Source organism: Sulfurospirillum arsenophilum NBRC 109478 (genome assembly GCF_000813345.1).
In the GTDB taxonomy this organism is placed as follows: Bacteria; Campylobacterota; Campylobacteria; order Campylobacterales; family Sulfurospirillaceae; genus Sulfurospirillum; species Sulfurospirillum arsenophilum.
In genome coordinates this window covers 1-25,792 of record NZ_BBQF01000008.1, presented here as the reverse complement: position 1 = coordinate 25,792, position 25,792 = coordinate 1, and the positions used below count along the sequence as shown (strand labels likewise).

Sequence of the window (25,792 nt, the reverse complement as noted above, 5' to 3'; positions counted from 1 at the left end):
GAGTTTTTTATTTTCAAAGGTCTCTTTTTTAATGCAATATGGAATTCAATTTGGGGAGTTTTTTTCAAATATAAAAGGAGATATTTTTACTCCAATATGGTTACTAGGAGGGTTTATAATGATTTTATCTTTTAAAAATTCGACCGAGTCATTAAATAGTTTTCAAGCTACTTATCAAGCGGCTATTATGAGTGGGAGTATTTTTGTAGGGACTGTTTTGTTACTTGAAAAAGCTTCTGATTTTTTATATTTTAACTTTTAGGGATAGTATTGTGAATAAAAAAAAATGGGTCAAAATATGGTTTTGTTTTTTTATACTTATCCCTATTATTGGGCTTTTAAATTATATCATTGATCCTTTTGGCGTGCATTCTGGAATGAAATTTGTCTTTAATAAGCATAAATTTATGTCTAATGAATTTACAGTTCCTCGTTATATGGAATATCTAAAAAAAAATAGATCAATGATCGTTTTTGGTTCGTCGAGGTCATTATGCTTTACCCCAGAAGTCTTAAATTTTAAAAATGTCATTAATCCAAATCATGTGTATGGTAATCCACATTGTGTCTATAATTTTTTAAATCAATTAGATGAACAACAGCTAAATAACATTAAGGAAATATACTACAACATAAGCTACCACGTATTAAATAAATATTCTCATTGTCACATAACTGACTATAATAACATGGATGATTGGGAAAAACTTCTTAAGCTTATTACTAAGAAAACGACTTTATGTTCGATAGAAACTGTTTCAAAAAATGTTTTTGAAGAAGATTTGCAATTTATGGTGAATGAAAATGGTACGACAACAGATACAAGGGGAACGTACTTTTCGCCAACAAAAATAAATACTCGCATTTTTGAGGCAAATATTAAACGAGAAAAAGAATTACTTTCTGTGACGAGTGATACGCTTATTTCACTCAAAAAAATAGATGATTTTTGTCGCCAACGTAATATAAAAATAACATATTTTACAGATGCTTTAACAGACTATAAGGTAGCAATGTTCGATATAGAAAAATTAAAATTATTTCATATGCAATTATTAACAGTTATTGATAGTTTTTATGCACTAAATTATATAGAAAATTTTTCCAATGATTACACTCTTTTCACGGATGATAACCATATTCATGCAAAAAGTGCACAGTATATTTTTGAAAATATTTTGAAAAATAATGATAGTTTTTATCATGTCAGTAAAAAAAATATTGATAGTTATTTGAAATATTTGGAAGACTCGCATGCAAATGCTGTTAGTAGTGTTATGCAAAAATATTTTGAATAGTTTTTGGGTGTAGTGTGTTTTTCAGGGGAATAAAATAGAGCATATAGTAGGATTAATATTCTTAACCGAGTGTAAAAATTAACAAGGAGCACCTTCGGGTTAATATGAAGCAAAAAATTTGTGTTGTAACGGGTACTAGGGCTGAATATGGTTTATTGTATTGGTTGATGAAAGAGATAAAAGCTGATAAAGAGTTACAGCTTCTAGTCATCGCTACAGGTATGCATCTTAGCCCAGAATTTGGTCTTACTTATAAAGAAATAGAAAAAGAATTTACGATAGATAAAAAGATAGAAATGTTGCTTTCTTCTGATTCTTCGGTAGGTATCTCTAAATCTATGGGACTTGCACAAATCTCTTTTGCAGAAGCATATGAAGAATTAAAGCCTGATTTGCTTGTTGTTTTGGGCGATAGATATGAAATATTTTCTGCGGTTAGTGCGGCTATGATAGCTCGTATCCCAATAGCACATCTTCATGGTGGGGAAACTACAGAAGGTGCTTTTGATGAGGCAATAAGGCATAGTATAACAAAAATGAGCCATCTTCATTTTGTCGCTAACGAGGAATATAAGAAAAGAGTGATTCAGCTTGGAGAAAATCCTAATAAAGTTTTTAATGTTGGTGGTATGGGGATAGAAAATATTAAACGATTCATCTTCCTCTCAAAAGAAGAGTTTGAAAAATCAATTGATTTTAAACTCAATAAAAAAAATATTTTAGTTACTTTTCATCCTGTGACATTGGAAAGTTCTACAGCATCTCAACAGTTTCAAGAACTATTAAATGCTCTTGATAAACTTCAAGATACGAATATAATTTTTACAAAAGCTAATAGCGACACAGATGGAAGAGTTATTAATCAAATGATAGATGAATATGTAGCTAAGAATTTAGACAAATCGATAGGCTTTATTTCATTGGGACAACTGAGATATCTTAGTGCTTTACAATTTATGGATGCGGTAGTGGGAAATAGCTCAAGCGGACTTGCTGAAGCGCCTAGTTTTAAAATAGGGACTATCAATATTGGAGATAGACAAAAAGGAAGAATTAAAGCAAATAGTGTGATAGATTGTAAGCCTTTTGAGCAAGATATAGTTCAAGCGTTTGAAAAACTTTATAGCGTAGGGTTTCAAAGAAGCTTACAGGATATTAAAAATCCTTATGGCGATGGAATGGCAAGTAAACAAATTATTGAAGTAATTAAAAATATAAATTTAACAAATATTTTGAAAAAATCATTTTATGATTTAAAAATGAAGGATGAAGATTAATGCGAACAAGAATAATTGCAAAACTTGATGTTAAACCACCTTTTGTGGTAAAACCTGTTCACTTTGAGGGGTTGCGAAAAATGGGAACTCCTTTAGACCTTGCTAAAAAGTACTATGAACAAGGTGCTGATGAGGTTATGTATATAGATATTGTAGCATCACTTTATCAAAGAGAAATATTATTTGACGAAATAGAAAAAGCAGCTAATGAATTATTTATACCTTTTGGTGTTGGTGGTGGAGTTCAAAGCATTGAGGATTTTTCAAAACTCTTTCATGTTGGAGCAGATAAGGTAATTCTTAATACCTATGCGGTACAACAAAATCCAGATATTATCAATCGAGCAGCAGAAATATTTGGTGCTCAAGCAGTCGTCGTAAATATTGAGGCCAAAAAATGGGATAACTGGTGGGAATGTTATACGGATTGTGGCAGAATACAAAGTGGTAGAAATGTGCTTGAGTGGGTCAAAGAAGTTGAACAAAGAGGCGCAGGAGAAATTATCTTACAATCAGTTGATTTTGACGGAAGACAAAGAGGCTTTGATATAGAACTTGCCCAAAAAGTAGTCCAAGCGGTTACTATTCCTGTTGTTGTCGCAAGTGGGGCAGGTAAATTGGAAGATATTAAAGATTTAATAGAAAAAGCAAGACCTAGCGGAGTAGCTATAGCTAGTTTATTACATTATGATAAATATACTATTAAAGATATCAAAGAGTATTTAATAAGTGTTGGAATAGAGGTTTCAAAATGAGTAACATAATAGGTCTAATCAATTATGGAATTGCTGGGAATATTCACAGTATTAAGAAGGCGATTGAAAAAGCTGGAGGAATAGTGAAAATTGTCAATACAAAAGAAGAACTAGATAACGTAGATAAAATAGTCATCCCTGGAGTTGGAAGTTTTAAAGATGCAATGAATGAGTTGCAAAAAGACAATTTGCTTGAGCCCTTAAAAGAAGCTATGAAAGCAAAGATAACGTTAGGAATTTGTTTAGGAATGCAGATACTTTCAAAATTAGGTTTTGAGTATGGAAAAACTGATGGATTATGCGCTATTGAAGCGGAAGTAAAACCTATGCTTGTTGATGCCAAAGTACCTCACATGGGTTTTAATAGTATTGATGTTGTAAAATCAAATAAGCTTTTAGCTGGACTTGAGTATGAGGAGTTCTATTTTATGCACTCGTTCGAAGTTGTAAACTATACGAATATCGCATCTTTAACGAATTATGCGGGACATAAATTTGTCTCTTCAATCAATGCAAACAATCTTTATGGGGTACAGTTTCACCCTGAAAAAAGTCGCGAAGCTGGTATTCGATTGTTTCAAAATTTTATAGCATTATAGGAGAGCATCATGAGTGAATTATTTGGACGATACGGGTTGCCACTAGAAGTGAAATTTTGCAAAAAATGTACAATGAATAATCAGCGTCCCTCTTCTACAGTAGAGTTTACACAAAAAGAAGGCGAAAAAAAGCGAACATTATCTTTTGGCGATGATGGTATTTGTGAAGCATGCAAATACGCTGAACGCAAGAAAAAAATTAATTGGGAAGAAAGAGAAAAAGAACTTATTGAACTTTGTAATAAGTATAGAAGAAATGATGGTAGATATGATGTAGTAGTTCCTGGAAGTGGTGGAAAGGATAGTGTTCAAGCAGCGCACATGTTAAAATATAAATATAATATGAACCCTATCTTAATAACATGGCCACCAGCGTTGTATACAGATATTGGTAGAAGGAATTTTGAGTCGTGGTTAAACGCAGGCTTTGCCAACTATACCTATAACCAAAATAGAAAATTGCATAGATTTTTAACAAAAAGTGCTTTTGAAAATCTAGGACATCCTTTTCAGCCTTTTATTTTAGGTCAAAAAAATTTAGCGCCAAGGTTATCTGTTTTACTTGATATTCCGTTAGTTATTTTTGGAGAAAATGAAGCTGAATATGGTAATGCAATTGAAGACAATGAAAAACCAACAAGAGATCCAAAATATTATAGTGCAGAACTTAGTATTTCAGATCTAGTCTTGGGTGGCGTTCCTGCAAAAGATCTTATTCATGATTTTAAATTTAAACTTTCTGATTTAGAAGCGTATTTTCCTGTAAACCCATACGATATTCAAAAAACAGGAACAACCGTGCATTATCTTGGCTATTATGTAAAATGGCATCCTCAAGAGACCTATTATTATTCCGTTGAAAATACAAATTTTATGCCAAATGATCATCGAACAGAGGGTAGTTTTAGCAAATATAGCTCTTTAGATGATAAGATAGATTGGCTACATTATCATACGACAACGATTAAATTTGGTATTGGCCGAGCTACCTATGATTCAGCACAAGAAGTTAGGAATGGGGATATAACAAGGGATGAAGGAATAGCGCTTATTAAGCGATTTGATGGTGAATTCCCTGAACAGTATATTAAAGATTGTTGTGATTATATGGGAATAACAATAGATAGATACCATGATGTTATTGAAAAATTTAGAACACCGCATCTTTGGGAAAAGCAGTATGGCAAATGGGAACTTAAACAGCCTATTTGGAAAGAAAACCGATAATGCGAGATATCCAAGATATTATTGTTAGGTCTTGCATAACCATTAAGCAGGCATTGGGCATTATAGATAAAAGTTCAAAGCAAATTCTTTTAGTAATTGATGAAAATGAAAAACTCATTGGAACACTCAATGATGGTGATATCCGACGGGGGTTATTGGGTGGAATTAGTCTTGAAGATGAGATAGAAAAAATTTATTTTAAAAATCCGACGGTTGCTAGTATTAATGATACTAAAGAGTCAATTATAAGGCTGGCTGCTTCTAAGAAAATTCATCAAATTCCACTTGTTGATAGCGATGGAAAACTAGTTGGATTAGATATCCTTGATGAACTTATTGGAAAAAAGAAGAAGCCCAATAAAGTTATTTTAATGGTAGGTGGTTTAGGGACTAGGCTTCGACCGCTTACAGAAAATACACCAAAACCTATGTTGATGGTTGGGCATAAGCCAATACTTCAAACAATTGTAGAAAAATTTGCTGAGTATGGATTTGTCGATATTGTAATGTGTGTCAATTATAAGTCCAATATAATTCAAGAATATTTTGGTGATGGAAGTTTATTTGGGGTAAATATAGAGTATGTTTTTGAAGAGAAAAGGATGGGCACAGCAGGAGCGCTTAGTCTTTTAAAAGAGATTCCAAGTGAGCCTTTTTTTGTCATGAATGGTGACTTGCTTACAAATGTTAATTTTGAACACTTATTTCACTATCATCTGTCTAATAATGCGATAGCTACAATGTGTGTAAGAGAGTATGATTTTCAAGTGCCTTATGGAGTTGTGAATATAGAAAACGGTAAAATCATGTCCATTAAAGAAAAGCCCGTGCAGAAGTTTTTTGTCAGTGCGGGTATTTATATGTTAAATCCAGAAGTTGTGAAGCATGTGTCTAAAGACACTTTTTACGATATGCCTACGCTGTTTGAAAAGCTAATAGAGCAGAATTATAATACACTTTCTTTCCCTATTCGAGAGTACTGGATGGATATTGGTCGTATAGAAGAGTATGAAAGAGCAAATAATGAATATGGGGATGTTTTTTAGTGAAAGTATTGTTGATTGGATATGGCTCAATTGGGCGAAGGCATGAAGAGGTTTTACTCTCATTTTCAGAGATTTCATCAATAGATATCGTTACCCGACAACCTTTCCCTCAAAAGAAAATTTTTATGCATTTAAGCGAAGTTGAGAATATTGAGCAATATGACTATTTTGTCATAGCCTCTGAAACGCATAAGCATTATGAACAGTTAGAATATCTAGAAAACAATCTTTCTAATAAACTGATTTTTTGCGAGAAACCTCTTTTTGAAACAAGTAAATATTTACATGTAATCAAAAATAATGTTTTTGTTGGATATGTTTTACGTTTTCATCCATTATTACAAAAATTAAAACAATTCTTAGGTAATGAGACAGTTATTAGTGTTAATGTCTCATGTGGCTCATATCTTCCAACATGGCGTCAAAATGTAGATTATAGAGATTCATATAGTGCTAAGAAAGAAAAAGGTGGAGGCGTTTTGCTTGACCTTAGTCATGAAATAGACTATGTTCAGTGGTTTTTTGGTAAAGTAATAGAGCTTAAAAGCTACCAATTACGTATTTCTGATTTGGAAATAGACTCTGACGATATGGTTGTTTTTCTCGGAAAGACTGAGCGTGGAGTTCTTGTCAATTGTTCTATAGATTATATTAGCAAGATAACACATCGTCGAATGATAGTTGATACAAATGATCAAAGTTTTGAGTTAGATTTTATTCAAAATCGTTTAATCCAAAAGTCTAGAAATGGACAAGAAGAGTACTATGAATGTCCAACGCTTCAACGAAATGAGATGTTTGAGCAAATGCACAGATCTATTTTGGGCGATAAGCAAAAAGTGTGTTCTTACAATGAGGCACAGAGTGTAATGGACACGATAAAGATTATTCAGGAGCAAAATAGATGAATGGTAAAGTACTTTGCACGATATGTGCAAGAGGTGGGAGTAAAGGTGTTAAAAATAAAAACATCAGAGAGCTTTCGGGAAAACCACTCATAGCGTACACAATTGAACAAGCAAAAAAAAGTGAAATTTTTGAGCATATTGTCATAAGTACAGATTCTGATGCAATAGCTACCGTTGCTAAGCAATATGGTGCGGAGGTTCTGTTTATGCGACCTGCCGAATTGGCAAGCGACACAGCTGGCAAACTTCCTGCTATTCAACATGCATTTATTGAAAGTGAAAAGTATTATGGTATGCAGTTTGATGCTATTGTTGACTTAGATGCTACTGCCCCCATACGAAAAGTAAGTGATATCATAGCTTCTTATAATTTGTTGCTAAATGGAAATTTTGGGAATATTATCACTGCTGTTCCAGCTCGAAAATCACCTTATTTTAATCAAGTTGAATTAGGAAAAGAAGGAAGAGTCTCCCTTTCTAAAATCCCCGATATTCCTATATTAAGGCGTCAAGATGCACCTAAAACATACGATATGAATGCTTCTATTTATATTTGGAAAAAAGAAGCGCTCTTAAGTGGTGTATCAATTATCAATGATATGACGGGATTGTATGTAATGGATGAAATAAGTATGTTTGATGTGGATACTGAGATAGATTTTAAAATTATAGAAATGATTATGAAGGAATTTAATGCTTAGTTTATCTCAAAAAGTAATTGTTATAACAGGCGGTGCTGGAAGAATAGGTAGTGCTTTTGCTGAAGGTATTGCAAGAGCGGGTGGTATTGCAGTTATTGCAGAAGTGGATACTAAGCGGGCATTGGAAGTTCAAGAATATATTCAAAACAATGTTAAAAATGCTATTGTTGAGGTTATTTGTTTAGATATCACTTCCGCACAATCTATTGATAATGCAATACAGTTTTTAGATAAAAAATATGGTCGAATTGATGGATTAGTGAATAATGCTTATCCAAAAAGCAAAAATTTTGGTAGAAAGTTTTTTGATATTAACTATGAGGATTTTTGTGCTTTTACGAATTTACATTTGGGGGGATATTTTAATATTTCCCAAAAATTTATTGCATATTTTTTGAAAAAAAATGGTGGAAATATTGTTAATATATCATCCATTCAAGGTGTTGTTGCTCCTGCTTTCGAAACATATGAAGGTACTGCAATGCATAGTCCTGTTGAATATACGGTAGTTAAGACGGGTTTAATTGGGCTGACGAGGTATTTGGCTAAGATGTTCAAAAAAGACAATATACGCGTGAATGCTATTAGTCCGGGAGGCATTTTAGATGGTCAGCCAGAAATATTTTTAGAGCAATATAAAAAAAGATGTGGAAACAAAGGGATGCTTGATGCACAAGATATCGTTGGGACACTTGTCTATCTGTTGTCGGATGCCTCAAAATATGTTAATGGTCAAACACTAGTGGTAGATGATGGATTCGTTTTATAAGAATAATAAGAATAAGGGAAATAATGAACAATTTTTTACATAAATATACTAATAAACTGACCGAATTAATTCAAAAGATTGATTTTAATAGTATTGAGATGATAATTCAATCCTTAGAATCTACCATTGAAAAGAAATCCAAAATTTACATACTAGGTAATGGAGGAAGCGCAGCGACAGCATCTCATATGGTAAATGATTTGGGCGCAGGATTAAGAAGACGTGGCATTGTAAATTTTGAAGTGATTAGTCTTGCTGACAATACACCTGTAACAACGGCTATTGCCAATGATATTGGGTATGACAATATTTTTTATATGCAATTAGAGGGTCTTTTGAAAAGAGATGATGTTGTCATTGCTATATCGTGTAGTGGGAATTCAGCCAATATTATCAAAGCAGTTAATTATGCAAAAGAGATCGGTTCACAAGTCATTGGAATTACAGGATTTGATGGTGGAGTTTTACGCGAAGTAAGTGATATAAATTTTCATGTAGATGCGCCAAAAGGTGAATATGGTCTGGTTGAGGATGTGCATATGATATTAGATCATATGATATACTCGTATTATATTGATAAAGGTAAAAAATAATGTCTGATAAATATGCTATAGATAGTCATAAACTCATGTACCATCCTACGAGAGTGGCACAATGGCATGAAGCTGGAGATGATTGGGAAAAGCTTAAAAAGGTTTATCCTATTTATGTTGAAATCTCACCTTATGGTGGATGTAATCATAGATGTACTTTTTGTGGGCTTGATTATATGGGCTACTCTCACATAGGATTGCAATTTGATACTTTAAAAAATACGCTTACCAATATGGCATCCAAAGGTGTTAAAAGTGTTATGTTTGCTGGAGAAGGTGAGCCTTTATTATTTAAAAATCTTGATTTAATCGTAGAACATTGCTCTAGCGTTGGTATTGATACTGCATTAACAACAAATTTTGTTCCAGCAAATCAACAAAATGTAGAAAGATTTATAAAAAATTGTTCGTGGATAAAAGTAAGTTTAAATGCAGGTAGTGCAAAGAATTATGCGCAAATTCATCGTACCAAAGAAAAAGATTATGATAAAGTAATTGAAAATCTAAAATATGCAGTTGATACACGAAATAAAAACGGTTATAAATGTACCATTGGTGTTCAAACACTTCTTCTTCCTGAAAACAGAGATGAAGTTGCTATATTGGCACAAACATGTAAAGATATAGGCGTTGATTATCTTGTTGTCAAACCTTATTCTCAGCATCTATTCAGTGAAACAAAAAAATACGTAAATATAGATTATGCCTCAATGATAGATATGGGAGAAAGTCTTCAACAGTTTAATGATGAAAAGTTTCAAGTTGTATTTAGAGCCAACACAATGAAAAAATATGTTGAGAAAAAGCAACCTTATTCAACATGTCATTCAACGCCTTTCTTTTGGGGCTATATAGCTGCAGATGGTAAAATTTTTGGGTGCAGTGCGTATCTCGGTCAAGATAAATTTTGTTATGGTAATATTTATGATAATACTTTTGAAGAAATATGGGAAAGCAATAAGCGAAAAGAGTCTTACGAGTACGTTCAGAATACACTAGATATCAAAAATTGTAGAGTTAATTGCCGAATGGACGAAGTTAATCGATACTTATGGAATCTAAAAAATCCAAATTTGCATGTAAATTTTATATAAAGGCAGATTGATGAGAGCAGTAGTAACAGGCGGTGCAGGATTTATTGGTTCGCACATGGTCGATTTGCTTGTAAGTAAAAATTTTGAAGTATTAGTAATAGATAATTTGGCAAATGGAAGATTAGAAAATATCAAACACCATAGAGACAAAGTTATTTTTGTAAATGCAGATATTGGTGATTATAAAATAGATTTGGTTCCTTATTTTGAGGATGCAGATTATGTTTTTCATTTTGCAGCACTTGCTGATATTGTACCATCCATTAATGAACCTATGAAATATCACAAAGCAAATGTTGATGGAACAATTAACGTTTTAGAAGCCTCAAAAAAAAGTTCTAAGCTTAAAAAATTTGTTTATGCTGCGTCTTCTTCGTGTTATGGTATACCTGAGATATATCCAACACCAGAAACATCAGCAATTAAGCCAGAATATCCCTATGCACATACTAAAACAATAGGTGAGCAATATACCATGCATTGGGGGCAGGTCTATAATATGCCTGTTATTTCCATGAGGTTTTTTAATGTATATGGTGTAAGGCATAGGACAAGTGGAACCTATGGTGCAGTTTTTGGAGTTTTCTTAGCCCAATTACTGAATAACAAGCCGTTGACTATAGTTGGAGATGGTGAGCAAACAAGAGATTTTACATATGTGACAGATGTTGTGGAAGCATGCTTTGCTGCGGCAATCTCTGAAATTAAGCAAGAAATTTTTAATGTGGGTAGTGGAAATACATACAGTGTTAATTATCTTGTTGAATTGCTAGGTGGGAATAAAGTATATATACCAAAAAGACCAGGTGAGCCTGATTCAACTTTTGCTGATATTACAAAGATCAAAACAATGTTAGGTTGGTCTCCACGCATTCGTTTTGAAGATGGTGTGAAAACAATGCTTGAGAATATTGAGCAATGGCGAGAAGCCCCTGTATGGGATCAAAATTCAATTGTAAAAGCCACAGAAGATTGGTTTAAATATTTAGGTAAACAATAATGAGTTCGCCTGTATTTACCTCTGCAGAGATCAGAGCAAAAACAATTGAGCTTTCTTGTAGGACAGGTGCTGGACATCTTGCCCCTTCATTGTCTTGCGTAGAAATACTTACAGTTCTTTTTAGAGACTATCTTACGTATAAAATAGGTAACCCATTTTATGAGCAAAGAGATAAATTAGTTTTTAGCAAAGGCCATGGGGCATACGCGTATTATGTTATTTTGAATGAACTCGGTTTTATTCCTGATGATGAATTGCAAAATTTTTATACAGAAAAATCGTCTTTAAAAGGCTGTTTATCGATGAATCAAAAGTATATGATAGAAGCATCAACAGGTTCACTGGGGCATGGATTACCTATTGCTGTGGGTATGGCAAAAGCCAATAAACTATTAGGAATTAATGCTAAAGTCGTTTGCATTGTGGGCGATGGTGAAATGCAAGAAGGAAGTAATTATGAGGCATTACAGTTTGCCCATCAGCATAAGCTTGATAATTTACTTCTCATTGTTGATGCTAATGGACTACAGGCGATGGACTGGATAGGAGATGTTGGATTTAACAATGACAAATTGTCTCGAGTATTAAAGGCTATAGCAGAAGATGATCATTTTTCTGACATAGATGGGCATGATGAACAAGTATTAAAAAATGAATTTGATATATTCTTTCATGGGAAAAGGAGTAGTTTTACTATTCTAAATGCACGAACAATTAAAGGCAAAGGTATCAAAATGGCTGAGAATAACAAAGCATATCATTTTAGGTGCCCTGTTGAAGATGGTTATAATTATGAGGCATAATATGGAATATGTGTCAAAAAAAGATGTTATGGAAGAGATATACCATTATTTTAAAAACGATATGAAAATGGTACTGTTAGCGGGAGATATGGGGTTTGCTGTACTCGATAAATTTATCCTAGAGCATCCAAATCGTGCTTTTAATGTAGGGATAGCGGAGCAAGCAGCCATTAGTATTGCTTCAGGTATGTGTTTATCTGGTTTAACACCCATAGTTTATTCTCAAGTACCTTTTTTGGTGATGAGATCCTATGAGCAGATTCGATATGATTTGAATGAGCATAATATGAATGTTAAAATGATTGGTGTTGGGGTCGATAACTATTTTTCAAAATTAGGAAGAAGCCATTGCATGGATGAAGATGATATAGAAATGATGGCTATCTTTAAAAACGTGTTGATCTTAACTCCCACAGAAATCAATTTAAAAGAGCAAATAAAGCAGATGTTCGAATATAACGGACCTGTTTATGTACGTTGTAAATAAGGAAAAAAATGATAGAAATGTATGCTGAGAATATACAAAAGAATGTTGGAAAAATATGTGAGGCTAAAAGTTCTGGCAAAGATGAATTTGCCATTGCGGTGTCATTACAAGGAATTACATTAAAGTTACATGTAAATATACAAACTCATAATATCACACATGCGTATTATGACGGAGATACTGATGAACTTATGAGTGGAATATTAAATCTTTTTTGTTCTAGTATCATAGATTTACCAATTATCGAAGCTAGTCATCATGGAGCCTTAAAACTAGAATATGCATTAAGAAAGGTAGGCTCAAGTCCGGTTGGTGGAATTATTACACCAAACAATACGCTAGAACAATTTATCATTGTTCAAAAGTTGATAAGAGATGCTTTTAAGCAATATCAAGCAAATGTATTGAATGCTCCTTATAAAAATGCATATATTCCTGTATCTGCTAAGGTATGGGCTCAATTAAGCGATGATGTTAAAACAAAAAAATTAACACAGCTTCTAGATCAGTATTTTGCGGATATCCATGAGAGTGAATATGATTATGCACTCTCTGTTATCGGACCAATGCGTATAGAATTTGTGCTTTATAATCAAAAAATGGAAAATGCAGGATGTTTTCTATTGGATCTTGAAAAGTATATCCAAAGATATACCCAAGCACCCGTTGAAGTGATGTATACAGAAAGAACAGATAAAAATAGAGTAAGACAAAAAAGTAGGAAGTGATTCAATGTCAGAAAATAAAGAACTTATCCTCGATGCTACTAAGATAGCATGGCATAAAGAAAGAATAGAGCAGTGGGCTAGAGGAGAACGAATAGCACCAATTACAATCGATATGTCTTTAACTAGGGCATGTAATTATGGATGTAGCTTTTGTTATGCAAGGTTGCAAGAAAATGATAGATTTGATATTAGTAGAGAAGTAATTGATAATTTTTTAGATGATTGCGTGGAAGTTGGTGTCAAAGCGATTAGTTTGGTCAGTGATGGTGAAAGTACACTTTCTCCGCATTTTGAACATATGGTCATTAGGGGATCTAAGTTAGGTCTTTCTATGGCAACGGCAACACATGGTTATAATTTGAGAAAAGAAGCACTTGAAAGAGTCTTGCCCCATCTTACATATATACGAGTTAATATTTCAGCAGGTGAACCAGCACGATATGCTGAAGTCATGGGTGTCAAACAAGAGTGGTTTGACCAAGTATGCCAAAATATAAGAGATATGGTAGAAATTAAGAAAAAGAATAACCTTGATGTCACGATTGGTATGCAAATGGTTTTAATGCCTCAAGATGCAGATCAAGTGATCCCTTTAGCTAAATTAGGAAAAGAATTAAGACCTGATTATTTGGTAATTAAGCATACATCAGATAGTGAAGATGGTGCTTTGGGTGTAGATTATTCTAAATATGCAGAGATAGAACATATCCTTAAAGATGCTGAAACGTATAGTGATGAGTCTTATAAAGTAGTGGTTAAGTGGTCTAAAATAAATTCTGATGGTAAAAGAGATTATCAACGATGCTATGGACCACCTTTTCAGATACAGTTGTCAGGATCTGGATTAATTGCACCTTGTGGCATGTTATTTAATGAAAAATATAAAAAATTTCATATTGGCAATATCGTGCATACTAGATTTAAAGATATATTACAAAGTGAAAGATATTGGGAAGTCATGAATTATCTCGCATCTCCAAACTTTAATGCGCAAAAAATGTGTGGTTCATTGTGTTTGCAACATAAAGTAAATGAGTTTTTAGATGCATATGCAAAGGGCGAAATTGAGCTCAAAGAGCCTAGTGGTGAGAAGCCACAACATATTAATTTTATTTAACACCATAGTGAGGCTTGCATGAACATAACTATAGAAAATTTACGTGAAAAATATAAAGATAAAAAAATAGTTTTTGTTTATGGTAAATTTGAAGTTTTACATCCCGGACATTTAAGGCTTTTAAAATTTGCAAAAGAAAGTGGAGATGTGTTGATTGTTGGGGTTTATGCTGATAGTATGGGCAAGTATTATATCCCTGAAGACTTAAGGCTTGAAGCGATTCGTGCATCCATTTTTGTTAATGAATCATTTATTTTAGACGTTGCTCCAGAAGAGGTTATAAAAAAGCTCCAACCTGCTGTTGTTGTAAAAGGGAGTGAACATGAGGAACGATATAATCCAGAGATAGAAGTTCTTAAATCTTACGGTGGAAAGTTATTGTTTAGTTCTGGAGATATTCGTTTTTCTTCTTTATCTCTGTTGCAAGATGAGTTTAGAAAGCTTCAGACATCAACTATACAAAAACCAATTTCTTACCTTAGAAGACATAAGATAGAAGTAGAAAAAATTATTTCTACGATAAACAAATTTAGTGATTTAAATGTTCTTGTTATTGGCGATACTATCATTGACGAATATATTACCTGCGATCCGTTAGGGATGAGTCAAGAAGACCCTACAATTGTGGTAAGTCCGATTTCTTCTGATATTTTTTTAGGAGGTGCTGGTATCGTAGCAGCACATGCTGCAGGTCTTGGTGCAAAAGTTGAGTTTTTTACGGTATTAGGTGAAGATAAATATGCCAATTTGGCCGAAGAAAAGTTAAAAGAATACGGTGTAAATGCAAAAATATGTAAAGATTCTTCTCGTCCTACAACATTAAAGCAACGTTTCCGAGCAAATCGTAAAACATTGCTTAGAGTTAATCATCTCAAACAGCATCATATTAGTATTGAATTGCAAGATAAAATCATTGAAGACTTACGGGATAGTATTTCAATGAAAGATCTTATTGTATTTTCTGATTTTAGTTATGGGTGCTTACCTCAGCGATTGATCGATAACATAACGAAGATGGGCATAGCGCATAAAATTTTGATGGTAGCAGATAGTCAATCCTCTTCTCAAACGGGTGATATCTCCAAGTTTGAACACATGAGTCTTATTACGCCAACGGAGAGAGAAGCAAGGTTTGGTGTTAATGATTTTGAATCAGGACTTATCGTCTTGGCTGAAAAATTAAGAAAAAAGTCACATATAAAAAATGTTTTTATAACGCTTGGCTCTGAGGGTGTTTTGATCCATGCGGATAAGACTGGAGACACTGAGGATAATTGGATAACAGATCAGATTTTAGCACTCAATGATTCTCCAAAAGATGTGTCTGGTGCAGGAGATTCTTTATTAATTTCTTCTGCAATGGCTATTGCAACGGGTGCAAGCATAATGGAAAGTGCTTATATAGGTTCCCTTGCGGCAGCTTGTCAGGTGAGTAGGGTTGGAAATATTCCTTTGAGTATTGACGAATTAAAAAAAGAGGCAGCTGAATGACAGCATTGCTATTGTCAGCAGGATTAGGCACAAGGTTGCTGCCAGTGACTAATCATATACCTAAATGCCTTGTTCCAATCAATGGAAAACCTCTTTTAGAGTATTGGCTGGAAAACTTGAGTATAGCTGGTATTAAAGATTTTATTATTAATACACACTATTTTAAGGAACAAGTAGAAGAGTATGTCGATAAGTCAGCATTTAAAAAAAATATTACGCTTGTTCATGAAGAAGAATTACTTTTAACTGCAGGTACAATTTTAAAGTGCAAAGAGTATTTACAAAAAGAGAGCTTTATGGTTGTCCATGCAGACAATCTTTCATTTTGTAATTTTAAAGATTTTATTAAAGCTCATAAAAATAGACCTAAGCGATGTGAAATAACGATGATGACATTTTCTTGTGAAAATCCTCATCAGTGTGGTGTTCTATCTTTGAATAACGACAATGTAGTGCAAGAATTTTTTGAAAAAGTTCAACATCCACCCACAAACTTGGCAAATGCAGCAGTCTATATTATGGAACCAATCGTCATTAATTATTTAGAATCTCTAGGAAAAGGAGAGATTGATCTTAGTACGGAAGTAATTCCTCATTTTTTAGATAAAATTTATACTTTTCATAACAATGTTTATCATAGAGACATAGGAACAATCGAAAGTTATGCGTTGGCACAAATTGAGATTTTGAAATATGTTTGATTTTTTTAAAAATAAAATTGTGTTTATTCCTGATTATGACCGTAATATTGGCAATTTGTCGGAAAAACTTTTTTATGCTTTACAAAAAGCAAAACGAGAAAATAAACAGTTATTATTTGTTCGGAAGAGATTGTTTTTCAAATTTTTATTTAAAAAAATAAAGTATAAACAATTGAATGGAATTTTTGCGTTACAATCTCCGTTGATATACCATAATACTTTTTTAGATATTCTCTTTGGCTATATTTATGGAGCTAGATATAGTTTTCATATTGTATGGAACGCTGTTTTATTTGTGCTTAAACTTAAAAGACCATTTACATATGAACTTATGGGAATTGGGTGTAGTAATTTGATAAATACGACAAATGAAACTATTTTTCAAAAAGAAATTGCTAATAATATTGATTGGGCAGCAGTATATAATGATCGTTTAGAAATAGATTTGGATAAAAAAGATGTTGAGATATGTAAAGAAGCATTGGCAAATCTTGGTGTAACTATGAATGAATGGTATGTGTGTTTACATATTAGAACATCTCATTATCATAAAGATCCAGATTCTTTTTTTAGAAATTCTAGCCCAGAAAATTATCTTACTGCTATAAACTATATCTCATTATTAGGCGGGAAAGTTATTAGGCTAGGCGATCCTGTAGATATGTCCATTAATCAATATTGTATTGATTATCCCAATAGCAAATACAAATCGGAATTAATGGATTTGTATTTGATTAAAAATTGTAAGTTTTACATGGGAACAAATTCCGGTATCTTGGATACTGCTTTTTTATTTGGAACACCTGTCCTCGGCGTTAATTATTCAGATTTTTGTTTAACGAAATTATTTAAAGATTGTGATAAAGTTTTATATAAACACATGATAGATAAAAAAACAGGGAAAGAGCTAACGATAGAGAATATTTTTCAAAAACCTATGTATATCAATCCAAATATTAATGAGTTTTATATAAATAAATTCCATGAAGATTATGAAGTACATGAAAATACTCCAGAAGAAATTTTGCTAGCAACGAAAGAAATGCTATCAGATTTAGAGTGTCCAAAGCAAAAAAATGAATTAGATAAAGTTTACGATGAAATAGTATTACATGCCATTTGTCGCTGGATAAAAGAAGAAAATGGCTACTTTTTAGATAATATCGAAGAGCCTTATAGACTTTATCAAAGAACTTATTGTTCTGGAAAAGTGTGTAATTTTTATCTAAAGAAACAGTTAATATAATCGTTGTAGGATAAGGGATTTATTTGAAAAAAATTGTATTTGTTTCTATTGGTTCGTTAGAAAAATATCTTTATGATGCTCTTTGTATCGATAGCTTTTTTGAAGAAGGTAAAGAGGTTGTATATCTTGATCTTTCATATTGGCTATTTGGTGAAGAAAAAATACAAAAGTATGATTTTGTCACTTTAATATCTTCTGCTAAAGAGTTTGAAGATGCTATCAAGAAGCATGTTTCAAAGGAGACATACTTTAATGTTCAAATATACTATGAAAGTAGATTTTACCGATTATTTCATATCCTTACTCAGCATAATTGTCAATTATGTCGGTTTAATATAGGTTATCTTCCTGAAGTATCAGTTCAAAATAGGGCAAAAAATTATTTGAAAAGTCCTTTTGATTTTTTGAGACGTTTGTATGAAAAAACATCTGCTTTTTTGGCACTCAAGTTTAAGTTAGTTAATCTAAATTTCGTTTTCGTTTTTGCGGCAGGTAGAATTGCTAGAAAAGTGGGTGAAAAGCAATCTAATAGCGTTATTGATATTAATTATATTGACTGTGAATATCGCAAAGAGTATATATTGAATCCACGCTTTGAATATAGTCATTATGCTGTTTTCTTAGACACCTATTTGGCTGATCATGAAGATATGGATTATGATCCTGCTTTGGGAAAAATAAACGCTCGAAAATATATTGATGCATTGAACCATTTCTTTGATATGATTGAATCAGAGTTGGGACTTGAAGTAATCATTGCAGCACATCCGAAATCAAATTATGACGATAATATTTTTAAACAGAGAAAGTGCATTAAAAATGAAACCGCAGGTTTGGTTTTTAATTCGTCTTTAGTTATCTCTCAACATAGTACAGCTATATCGTATGCAGTTTTGGATAAAAAGTCTATCACCCTGATTTATACTTCAGAAATGGAAGAGAGGTATCAATTAAATATTATGCCTTTTATGAATGTACTGGCTAATGAGTTGTGCATTCCGTTGATTAATATTGATACTATAGATAACGTATGGGTTCCAAATGTTTCAAATGATGCATATGATAAGTACAAGTATGACTATTTGACATCTGTTCAAAGTGAGCATTTATCTAATAAAGATATTTTTAGAAAATTTTTAAGGAATGAAATTTGAATTTTTTATATTCTGAAATTGGAATAATTTTCAAGATTGATATATTAAGATTGCGAACAAAAATATTTCTTTTTTTATTTAATATCTTGCCAGATTTATATTTATTAAAAATTATGAAGAATTTTTTACTTTGCCTTGCGGGGGCAAAAATTAGTTTATTGTTTACCTATATCAAAAATGGGTTATATTGTGATAATTTAACTAATCTCAAAATAGGCAAAGGCTCATTTCTGAATGCATATATTTATTTAGAAGGAAATGGTAAAATCACAATAGGCAAAGCTTGTCAGATAGGCCCTAGTGTTAAACTTCTTACAACGAATCATACCAATAGAGAAAATGATGAAATACAAAATATAACAATTGGGGATAATGTGTGGATAGGCGCGGGATGTATTATTCTTCCTGGAACCATCATCCATGACAATATGAATATAGCTGCTGGATCTATATTGAAAGGTGATGTACAAGATGGAGTACTCTGGGCCGGAACTCTCGCAAAAAAGAAAAAATAAAACAGTAGCAATTTTTATAGAAAATTATATTGCAGGTGGTAGTGATAAGATAGCTAGAGATTTGATCGATGATATGGACTATGAGTCATTGTATTTATTTGTAAATAGAACTAGTGACACATCTATTTTATTATCTTCTCCTTTGCCAAAAAATACACAATTGGTACATTACAATATTCTCACACTTGTGGAACTTGGCGTCTTTGCTAATCAATTTAAAGAACGAAGCCAATTTTTTTATTTAGTGTTTAAAATTTTGAATGTGATTGTTAGATATCCTCTAATCCTATTACATGTAATTTACTTTTCCAGATTATTTAGGAAATATAAAATTAATATTTTATTTTCCAATAACGGTGGTTATCCTGGAGGAGAGTGCAATAGAGCAGCGACATTAAGTGCAAGTTTAGTATGTCAAAAAAATTATCATATTATTCATAGTCTTGCTACAAAGCCATTTTTAAAAGTTTTTACTCCAATTGAATATATGATAGATTACATCCTTGATATTGGTAGCACTATTATTTGTGTTTCGAACCAAACTAAGGATGTATTATTGCAGCAAAGGTTTATTAGACAAAATCCAATCATTATTTATAATGGCGTTAAGGCAAAAAGAGATATCATAAAAGATTTTACTGCAAAACGAGATAAATTAAAGCTTTTAAGTATTGGGATTTTAGGGAAGATTAAAAATCAACTTTTTATTATTGAAGCTTTACATATATTGAAAGAAAAAGGTTTTGATGCAATAGAGCTTTATATCGTTGGAAAAGAAGGCGATAGTGATTACCTAAAAATGCTTCAAGATAAAGTTGATGAATATCAGCTTTGTGTTCATTTTGAAGGTTTTAGTTCCAATCCATCATACTACTATGATCTTTGTGATGTATTTGTGCTCAGTTCAACAGTGGAAAGTTTTGCTCTTGTTCGAGTAGAAGCGATGAGTGTTGGAATGCCTGTGGTCACTACTGATGTTGGAGATGCTCATAAACAAGTGAAAAATGGTGTGAATGGTTTTATAGTAGATTCTCCAGAGGCTATGGCATTGGCAATTCAAAAGTATATTTTGTTGCCAAATTTGATAATTGAGCATGCTCAAAATGGTTATGCTATATATAAAAATGATTTTACTCGTGATAAAATGATAGGACAATATCAAGAGTTGATAAGTAAGGATTAAAATGAAAGTATTGCTGTTAGCAGGTGGATTTGGTACAAGGCTCAGTGAAGAAACGGATATACGACCAAAGCCTATGGTGGAGATAGGTGGAAAGCCTATTTTATGGCATATTATGAAAATATACTCTAGCTATGGTTTTAATGAGTTTGTTGTATTGTTGGGTTATAAAGGGTATTACATTAAAGAGTATTTTGCAAACTACTTTTTGCATCAAAGTGATGTCACTATAGATCTCAAAAATAATAAAATGGAAATTCATAATAATTCGAGTGAGCCATGGAAAGTGACTTTACTAGATACAGGTTTAAATGCAATGACTGGAGCACGAATCAAAAAAGCACAAAAATTTGTTGGAAATGAACCTTTTATGCTTACTTATGGTGATGGTGTTGCAGATATTGACATTAATGCATTACTGAAATTTCATAGCTCACACGGAAAAGCTATGACCATGACTTCAGCACAGCCTGATGGTAGATTTGGTGCTTTGGATTTAACAGATACCAATCAAGTCAATGCGTTTAAAGAAAAGCCAAAAGGTGATGGTGGCTGGGTCAATGCAGGATTTTTTGTTTGTGAACCTGAAGTTTTTGACTATATAGCCGATGGTGATGAAATCGTTTTTGAGCAAGAACCATTAAGCCGGTTAGCAACGGATGGCAAGATATACACCTATAAACATGAGGGATTTTGGAAACCTATGGACAGCCTCAAAGATAAAAATGATTTAAATAAGCTGTGGGATACCCATAAAGCTCCATGGAAAAAATGGGATAAATAATGTTTCAAAATATTTATAAAAATAAAAAAGTTTTAGTAACCGGACATACGGGTTTTAAAGGCTCGTGGCTGAGTGTTTGGCTTTTAAAATTAGGTGCTCATGTTGTTGGAATCGCTAAAGATATTCCAACGCATCCTTCCATGTTTGAAGCATTAGGGCTAGAGCAAAAACTCAAGCATTATCAAGCGGATATTCGCGACTTAGCAATGATGACAAAGATTATAAGTGAAGAGAAACCCGATTTTGTTTTTCATTTGGCTGCGCAAGCGATTGTCTCAACTTCGTATAAAGACCCTATTGAAACCATTTCATCCAATGTGATGGGTACAGCAAATATTCTAGAAGCGCTTAGAAGCTCCAATCATGCGTGTACGGCAGTGATTATCACGAGTGACAAGGCTTATGATAATGTTGAGCAAGTATGGGGATATAAAGAAGATGATAAGATGGGTGGTAAAGATGTTTACAGTGGTTCCAAAGGTGCGGCGGAACTCGTTATAAAGTCTTATTTTCATTCGTTCTTTAAATCTTCTACATGTAATGTCAAATTAGCTATTGCTCGAGCTGGAAATGTAATAGGCGGTGGGGATTGGGCCAAAGATAGAATTGTGGTGGATTGTATGGTGGCATGGAGTCAGGGTGAAAAAGTAGAGATACGAAGCCCACAAGCAACACGTCCTTGGCAGCATGTCTTAGAACCATTGGGTGGCTATCTTGCCTTGGGACAAGCTTTACATGTAAACGCTTCTTTGCATGGAGAAGCGTTTAACTTTGGACCGAGAGCTGAGCAAAATCATACCGTGAAACAACTCTTAGAGGATTTGAGTGCCTATTGGCATTTTGAAAAGGCTGAGGCAGCATTTACAGTTACTGATAATATTCCATTTCACGAAGCAGGACTTTTAAAACTCAACTGTGATAAGGCACTTTTTTATCTCAAATGGCAAGCTAATTTAGAGTATAAAGAGACCATTAAATTTACCAGCGAATGGTACTATACTTTTTATAAAAAAGAGAGTGATATGTACCAAAAAACATTAAAGCAGATCGAAGAGTATGAAATGAAAGCACACTATAAAGGACTTTTATGGACGGAGTGATCTTAACGCCACTCAAACAAATCCATAATCCCAAAGGTGACGTTTTTCATGCAATGAAGAAAAGTGATATGGGATTTGATGGTTTTGGAGAGGCGTATTTTTCGACTATTCATCAAGACGACATTAAAGGCTGGAAAAAACACACTCAGATGACTCTCAATTTGGTTGTTCCTATTGGTGAAATTGAGTTTATTGTTTACAATGGGAAAGACTTTTTTACAGTGAAACTATCGTCACAAAATTATCAAAGATTAACTATTCAACGTGGTTTATGGATGGCATTTCGCGGTGTTGGAGAGTCCAATATGCTTTTAAATCTAGCAAGCCTTGAACATGATCCAGATGAAGCCATCAATCAGCCATTGGATGCAATACCGTATGCGTGGTAAGGTTCTTATCACAGGAGGGCTTGGCAATCTTGGGAGTTGGTTAAGTGTTCATTTTGCAAACCAGGGCTTTGATGTTTATGTGTTAACACGTAAAGCAAAAATACAACTTGAAGGTATTTCATATAACATTATTGAAGCGGATATCACAGATTTAGCGACACTCAAAAGTCAAATTAAAACTCCTTTTGATATGTGTATTCATGCAGCAAGTTTTAATGAGCATTTTTTAGAGGATTATGCTAAAAAAGCTTTGCTCATTAATACCCTAGGTACCAGAAATCTTTTGGAAGCATTGTGTGTCCATGGTGTCAAAAAGTTTATTTATATGAGCACGTTTCATGTTTATGGAGCGAATGATGGTCACATTACAGAAGAGACTCCATTTTTCCCTAAAAATGATTATGCGACAACGCACTTATGTGCGGAGTATTATGTCAAGCAATTTGCTTTTACATGTAAACTTGATTATACGATTTTTAGATTGACCAATAGCTATGGATGCCCCCTCAACATCAAAACAGATAAGTGGTATCTGGTTGTGAATGATCTTGTGAAATCGGCCCATGAATGTGGTAAAATCACTCTTAAAACGAATGGAAAAGCCCAAAGGGATTTTATTTGGATGGGTGATGTTTGTCGTATAGTTGAAGCTTCGCTTTCGTTTCAAGATAGCACAACGTACAACCTCTCTTCGGGGAAAAGTTTCAAGATTTTAGATATTGCAAGAATTGTTCAAGCAGTTTATGAAAAGAGATACCAAAAGCCTTTAGCATTAGAGATAAATGCGTTAGATAATCTATGTTATGAGGATGTGTATGTGGACAATGCGAAGCTTCAAAATATTTGCAATTTTCAAGTAGAAGATCAACTCCATAATGAAGTAGAAAAAATTTTTCAGTTACTGGACAAATAATGTTTTTTTCTGTCGTAATTCCTGCGTATAATCGAGAAAAAGAATTACATGTAGCGATACAATCTGTGCTAAACCAAACCTATCAAAATTTTGAACTGATTGTTGTGGACAATGGCTCAACAGATGCAACCAAAGAAGTTGTGCAAAGCTACATGGCTAATGATGCAAGAGTGAAATACTTTTGGCAAGAAAACAGTGGTTCTCCAGCAGGAAGTAGAAATACGGGTATTAAAAATGCTATGGGAGAGTGGGTGGCTTTTTTGGATTCAGATGATTATTGGTATCCTCAAAAGTTAGAACGGGTTGCAAAAATGATAGAGGATAACTCCAATGCAATAGCCGTAAGTCATTATGAAGATAAGATGGTGAATGGTATTTTTCATTCCACGCTTGAGCATGGGAAGACACTATCGCGCGGCCCTTACTATGAATTATTATTGGATGGCAACAGTTTATCAACTTCGGCAATGAGTGTCAAAAAAGAGAAGTTGTTTGAAATCGGGTTATTTGATATACACAAAGACTATTTTGCAGTTGAAGATTATGATATGTGGATGAAACTCTCTTTAGTCGGAGAATTTTGCTATATCCATGAATCTTTGGGTGTTTTTAGCATAACAGATACAAATATGTCTGGAAATATAGAGTTGATTAACAATAACCTTAAAACGTTGGTCTTAAATCATATAGATACGCTATCTATACCAAGCAAAAAAATTATGAAAAAAATACATGGCGCAAGAGTAGAATACTATCGCGGAAGATCTTACCAGATGAGTGGAGAGTTTCGCAAAGCTATACCTATTTTGATTAAATCTATTGTTGATTATCCATTCGCTATCAAAAAATATATCTCTTTGGTATTTGCTTTCTTAGGTATACGACGATGACGCCTTTTGATCTGCAAAAAGTAGATAAACAAATTTATATTTCAGAACTTTTTGAAAAAAGTGATGTCTATTTTTATCCGTATGCAAGGTATGCTTTTTTAGAAGTTCTTCAAAAACTTTCCATCAAAAGTATCTATTTACCAGCGTTTATTTGCAGAGATATGTTGTCGCCCATTAATACATTGGGCATAACCTATTTTTTTTATGATGTAGATGAAACATTATCGCCACTCCTTGAAGATGTACCATGCGAAGCTATACTTATGGTCAATTATTTTGGTTTTGCGCAAGATATGGCACCTTTTGTGAAATATAAGAAAAAGTATAGTGCTCTTATCATTGAAGATAATGCGCATGGTTTTTTAAGCCAAGATAGTGATCATAAATTACTTGGTAGCAGAGGTGATGTGGGCTTATTGAGCATTCGAAAAACAGTTTTTTTACCTAATGGTGCAGCATTGTTGATTAATGATGAAGTGCTTAAAAACAGAGGCTATGAGAGTTTTCAGAGTATGACTAGTTTTGAAGATGTTGCTTATCAAAAAAAATTGGGTATTAAAAGAAAGATTTTTAGTTATTACATAGGAATTGGTATTGTCCTTGCCAGAAGATTATTGCGGTATCTCAAAACTGGCTCAGCGCTACCTTTACCCGATAAAGAGAGTGAACATACTCTGCCTTCGAATGGTTACTTAACACCTTTATTGCAAGATAAATCCATTATGCTCAATATCCCGCAAGAGATAGACAGAAGAAAAGCGCTTTATAGGATGGTGCAAAGGTGGGCAAAAGAGTTTGGTCTAAAATGCATTTACGAGTTAGATGAAGGTAGTGTGCCTTTTGAGTTTGCTTTTATGGGCAATGATAGAAGCAAAAAGTTTGAGTTTTTCTTATTAAAAAAAGGATTTTTTGTGTTACCTTGGCCGGATTTACCAGATGAAGTATTGTCTGGACACTGTAAGGATTTTTACAAAAATATAAAAGTGATACCGTTCCTATGGTAGGATATTGATATGTTATTTAATAG

Annotated in this window: 28 protein-coding genes and 1 pseudogene; all 29 read left to right on the top strand. The window is 33.2% G+C overall.

Going from position 1 to position 25,792, the window contains the following annotated elements; all coding sequences use genetic code 11:
• Positions 1 to 262: pseudogene (locus tag SAR02S_RS13095) on the top strand (MBOAT family protein); the annotation flags it as partial.
• Positions 263 to 272: 10 nt separating this feature from the next.
• A complete protein-coding gene (locus SAR02S_RS13090) occupies positions 273 to 1,298 on the top strand; it encodes a hypothetical protein (protein ID WP_041960449.1) in 1,026 nt (341 codons plus the stop codon).
• Between the two features lie 104 nt (positions 1,299 to 1,402).
• Positions 1,403 to 2,575, top strand: coding sequence for a UDP-N-acetylglucosamine 2-epimerase (neuC, locus tag SAR02S_RS13085; RefSeq protein WP_041960448.1), 1,173 nt, complete (start codon positions 1,403 to 1,405; stop codon positions 2,573 to 2,575).
• The gene (hisF, locus tag SAR02S_RS13080; RefSeq protein WP_041960447.1) at positions 2,575 to 3,330 is read left to right on the top strand and encodes an imidazole glycerol phosphate synthase subunit HisF; all 756 of its coding nucleotides are present in this window, start codon (positions 2,575 to 2,577) and stop codon (positions 3,328 to 3,330) included. Before neuC ends, hisF begins: the two co-directional genes overlap by 1 nt.
• Entirely contained in the window at positions 3,327 to 3,929 is a 603-nt protein-coding gene (gene hisH, locus SAR02S_RS13460) for an imidazole glycerol phosphate synthase subunit HisH (protein ID WP_041960446.1), read from the top strand. Before hisF ends, hisH begins: the two co-directional genes overlap by 4 nt.
• Before the next feature lie 9 nt (positions 3,930 to 3,938).
• Positions 3,939 to 5,156, top strand: a complete 1,218-nt coding sequence (locus SAR02S_RS13070) for an N-acetyl sugar amidotransferase (protein ID WP_041960445.1) — start codon at positions 3,939 to 3,941, stop codon at positions 5,154 to 5,156.
• Positions 5,156 to 6,202 carry a nucleotidyltransferase family protein gene (locus SAR02S_RS13065; RefSeq protein ID WP_041960444.1) on the top strand — a complete coding sequence of 349 codons (1,047 nt, stop codon included), beginning with the start codon at positions 5,156 to 5,158 and terminating at the stop codon, positions 6,200 to 6,202. Before SAR02S_RS13070 ends, SAR02S_RS13065 begins: the two co-directional genes overlap by 1 nt.
• Positions 6,202 to 7,110, top strand: a complete 909-nt coding sequence (locus SAR02S_RS13060) for a Gfo/Idh/MocA family protein (protein WP_041960442.1) — start codon at positions 6,202 to 6,204, stop codon at positions 7,108 to 7,110. Before SAR02S_RS13065 ends, SAR02S_RS13060 begins: the two co-directional genes overlap by 1 nt.
• Positions 7,107 to 7,811: an acylneuraminate cytidylyltransferase family protein gene (locus SAR02S_RS13055; RefSeq protein WP_041960440.1), complete on the top strand. Its 705-nt coding sequence runs from the start codon at positions 7,107 to 7,109 to the stop codon at positions 7,809 to 7,811. Before SAR02S_RS13060 ends, SAR02S_RS13055 begins: the two co-directional genes overlap by 4 nt.
• The gene (locus tag SAR02S_RS13050; protein ID WP_041960438.1) at positions 7,804 to 8,580 is read left to right on the top strand and encodes an oxidoreductase; all 777 of its coding nucleotides are present in this window, start codon (positions 7,804 to 7,806) and stop codon (positions 8,578 to 8,580) included. The genes SAR02S_RS13055 and SAR02S_RS13050 overlap by 8 nt, the downstream gene beginning before the upstream one ends.
• Positions 8,581 to 8,603: 23 nt before the next feature.
• Complete coding sequence (locus tag SAR02S_RS13045) at positions 8,604 to 9,173, top strand: SIS domain-containing protein (protein ID WP_041960436.1); 570 nt, start codon at positions 8,604 to 8,606, stop codon at positions 9,171 to 9,173.
• Positions 9,173 to 10,267, top strand: a complete 1,095-nt coding sequence (locus SAR02S_RS13040) for a radical SAM protein (RefSeq protein ID WP_041960434.1) — start codon at positions 9,173 to 9,175, stop codon at positions 10,265 to 10,267. The genes SAR02S_RS13045 and SAR02S_RS13040 overlap by 1 nt, the downstream gene beginning before the upstream one ends.
• A 10-nt stretch (positions 10,268 to 10,277) precedes the next feature.
• Complete coding sequence (locus SAR02S_RS13035) at positions 10,278 to 11,267, top strand: SDR family oxidoreductase (protein WP_041960432.1); 990 nt, start codon at positions 10,278 to 10,280, stop codon at positions 11,265 to 11,267.
• Positions 11,267 to 12,070 (top strand): thiamine pyrophosphate-binding protein, encoded by an 804-nt coding sequence (locus SAR02S_RS13030; RefSeq protein ID WP_052433649.1) that lies wholly within the window; start codon positions 11,267 to 11,269, stop codon positions 12,068 to 12,070. Before SAR02S_RS13035 ends, SAR02S_RS13030 begins: the two co-directional genes overlap by 1 nt.
• A 1-nt stretch (position 12,071) precedes the next feature.
• Complete coding sequence (locus SAR02S_RS13025) at positions 12,072 to 12,557, top strand: transketolase family protein (protein ID WP_041960431.1); 486 nt, start codon at positions 12,072 to 12,074, stop codon at positions 12,555 to 12,557.
• A gap of 8 nt (positions 12,558 to 12,565) precedes the next feature.
• Positions 12,566 to 13,285, top strand: coding sequence for a hypothetical protein (locus SAR02S_RS13020; protein WP_041960429.1), 720 nt, complete (start codon positions 12,566 to 12,568; stop codon positions 13,283 to 13,285).
• A 4-nt stretch (positions 13,286 to 13,289) separates the two neighbouring features.
• Positions 13,290 to 14,402: a radical SAM/SPASM domain-containing protein gene (locus tag SAR02S_RS13015; protein WP_041960426.1), complete on the top strand. Its 1,113-nt coding sequence runs from the start codon at positions 13,290 to 13,292 to the stop codon at positions 14,400 to 14,402.
• A gap of 18 nt (positions 14,403 to 14,420) precedes the next feature.
• A complete protein-coding gene (locus SAR02S_RS13010; protein WP_041960424.1) occupies positions 14,421 to 15,893 on the top strand; it encodes a PfkB family carbohydrate kinase in 1,473 nt (490 codons plus the stop codon).
• A complete protein-coding gene (locus tag SAR02S_RS13005) occupies positions 15,890 to 16,594 on the top strand; it encodes a nucleotidyltransferase family protein (RefSeq protein WP_041960422.1) in 705 nt (234 codons plus the stop codon). Before SAR02S_RS13010 ends, SAR02S_RS13005 begins: the two co-directional genes overlap by 4 nt.
• Positions 16,587 to 17,840 (top strand): TIGR04372 family glycosyltransferase, encoded by a 1,254-nt coding sequence (locus SAR02S_RS13000; RefSeq protein WP_041960420.1) that lies wholly within the window; start codon positions 16,587 to 16,589, stop codon positions 17,838 to 17,840. Before SAR02S_RS13005 ends, SAR02S_RS13000 begins: the two co-directional genes overlap by 8 nt.
• Positions 17,841 to 17,863: 23 nt before the next feature.
• A complete protein-coding gene (locus SAR02S_RS12995) occupies positions 17,864 to 18,994 on the top strand; it encodes a hypothetical protein (protein WP_041960418.1) in 1,131 nt (376 codons plus the stop codon).
• The gene (locus SAR02S_RS13320) at positions 18,991 to 19,509 is read left to right on the top strand and encodes an acyltransferase (RefSeq protein WP_052433648.1); all 519 of its coding nucleotides are present in this window, start codon (positions 18,991 to 18,993) and stop codon (positions 19,507 to 19,509) included. Before SAR02S_RS12995 ends, SAR02S_RS13320 begins: the two co-directional genes overlap by 4 nt.
• The gene (locus SAR02S_RS12985) at positions 19,466 to 20,692 is read left to right on the top strand and encodes a glycosyltransferase family 4 protein (RefSeq protein WP_041960417.1); all 1,227 of its coding nucleotides are present in this window, start codon (positions 19,466 to 19,468) and stop codon (positions 20,690 to 20,692) included. Before SAR02S_RS13320 ends, SAR02S_RS12985 begins: the two co-directional genes overlap by 44 nt.
• Before the next feature lies 1 nt (position 20,693).
• Entirely contained in the window at positions 20,694 to 21,473 is a 780-nt protein-coding gene (gene rfbF, locus SAR02S_RS12980) for a glucose-1-phosphate cytidylyltransferase (RefSeq protein ID WP_041960415.1), read from the top strand.
• The gene (rfbG, locus tag SAR02S_RS12975) at positions 21,473 to 22,573 is read left to right on the top strand and encodes a CDP-glucose 4,6-dehydratase (protein ID WP_084218528.1); all 1,101 of its coding nucleotides are present in this window, start codon (positions 21,473 to 21,475) and stop codon (positions 22,571 to 22,573) included. Before rfbF ends, rfbG begins: the two co-directional genes overlap by 1 nt.
• A complete protein-coding gene (locus SAR02S_RS12970) occupies positions 22,561 to 22,962 on the top strand; it encodes a WxcM-like domain-containing protein (protein WP_041960411.1) in 402 nt (133 codons plus the stop codon). Before rfbG ends, SAR02S_RS12970 begins: the two co-directional genes overlap by 13 nt.
• Entirely contained in the window at positions 22,907 to 23,875 is a 969-nt protein-coding gene (locus SAR02S_RS12965; RefSeq protein WP_084218527.1) for an NAD-dependent epimerase/dehydratase family protein, read from the top strand. The genes SAR02S_RS12970 and SAR02S_RS12965 overlap by 56 nt, the downstream gene beginning before the upstream one ends.
• A complete protein-coding gene (locus SAR02S_RS12960) occupies positions 23,875 to 24,765 on the top strand; it encodes a glycosyltransferase family 2 protein (RefSeq protein WP_041960407.1) in 891 nt (296 codons plus the stop codon). Before SAR02S_RS12965 ends, SAR02S_RS12960 begins: the two co-directional genes overlap by 1 nt.
• The gene (locus tag SAR02S_RS12955; protein WP_041960406.1) at positions 24,762 to 25,769 is read left to right on the top strand and encodes a DegT/DnrJ/EryC1/StrS family aminotransferase; all 1,008 of its coding nucleotides are present in this window, start codon (positions 24,762 to 24,764) and stop codon (positions 25,767 to 25,769) included. Before SAR02S_RS12960 ends, SAR02S_RS12955 begins: the two co-directional genes overlap by 4 nt.
• The last annotated feature ends 23 nt before the right edge of the window (positions 25,770 to 25,792 follow it).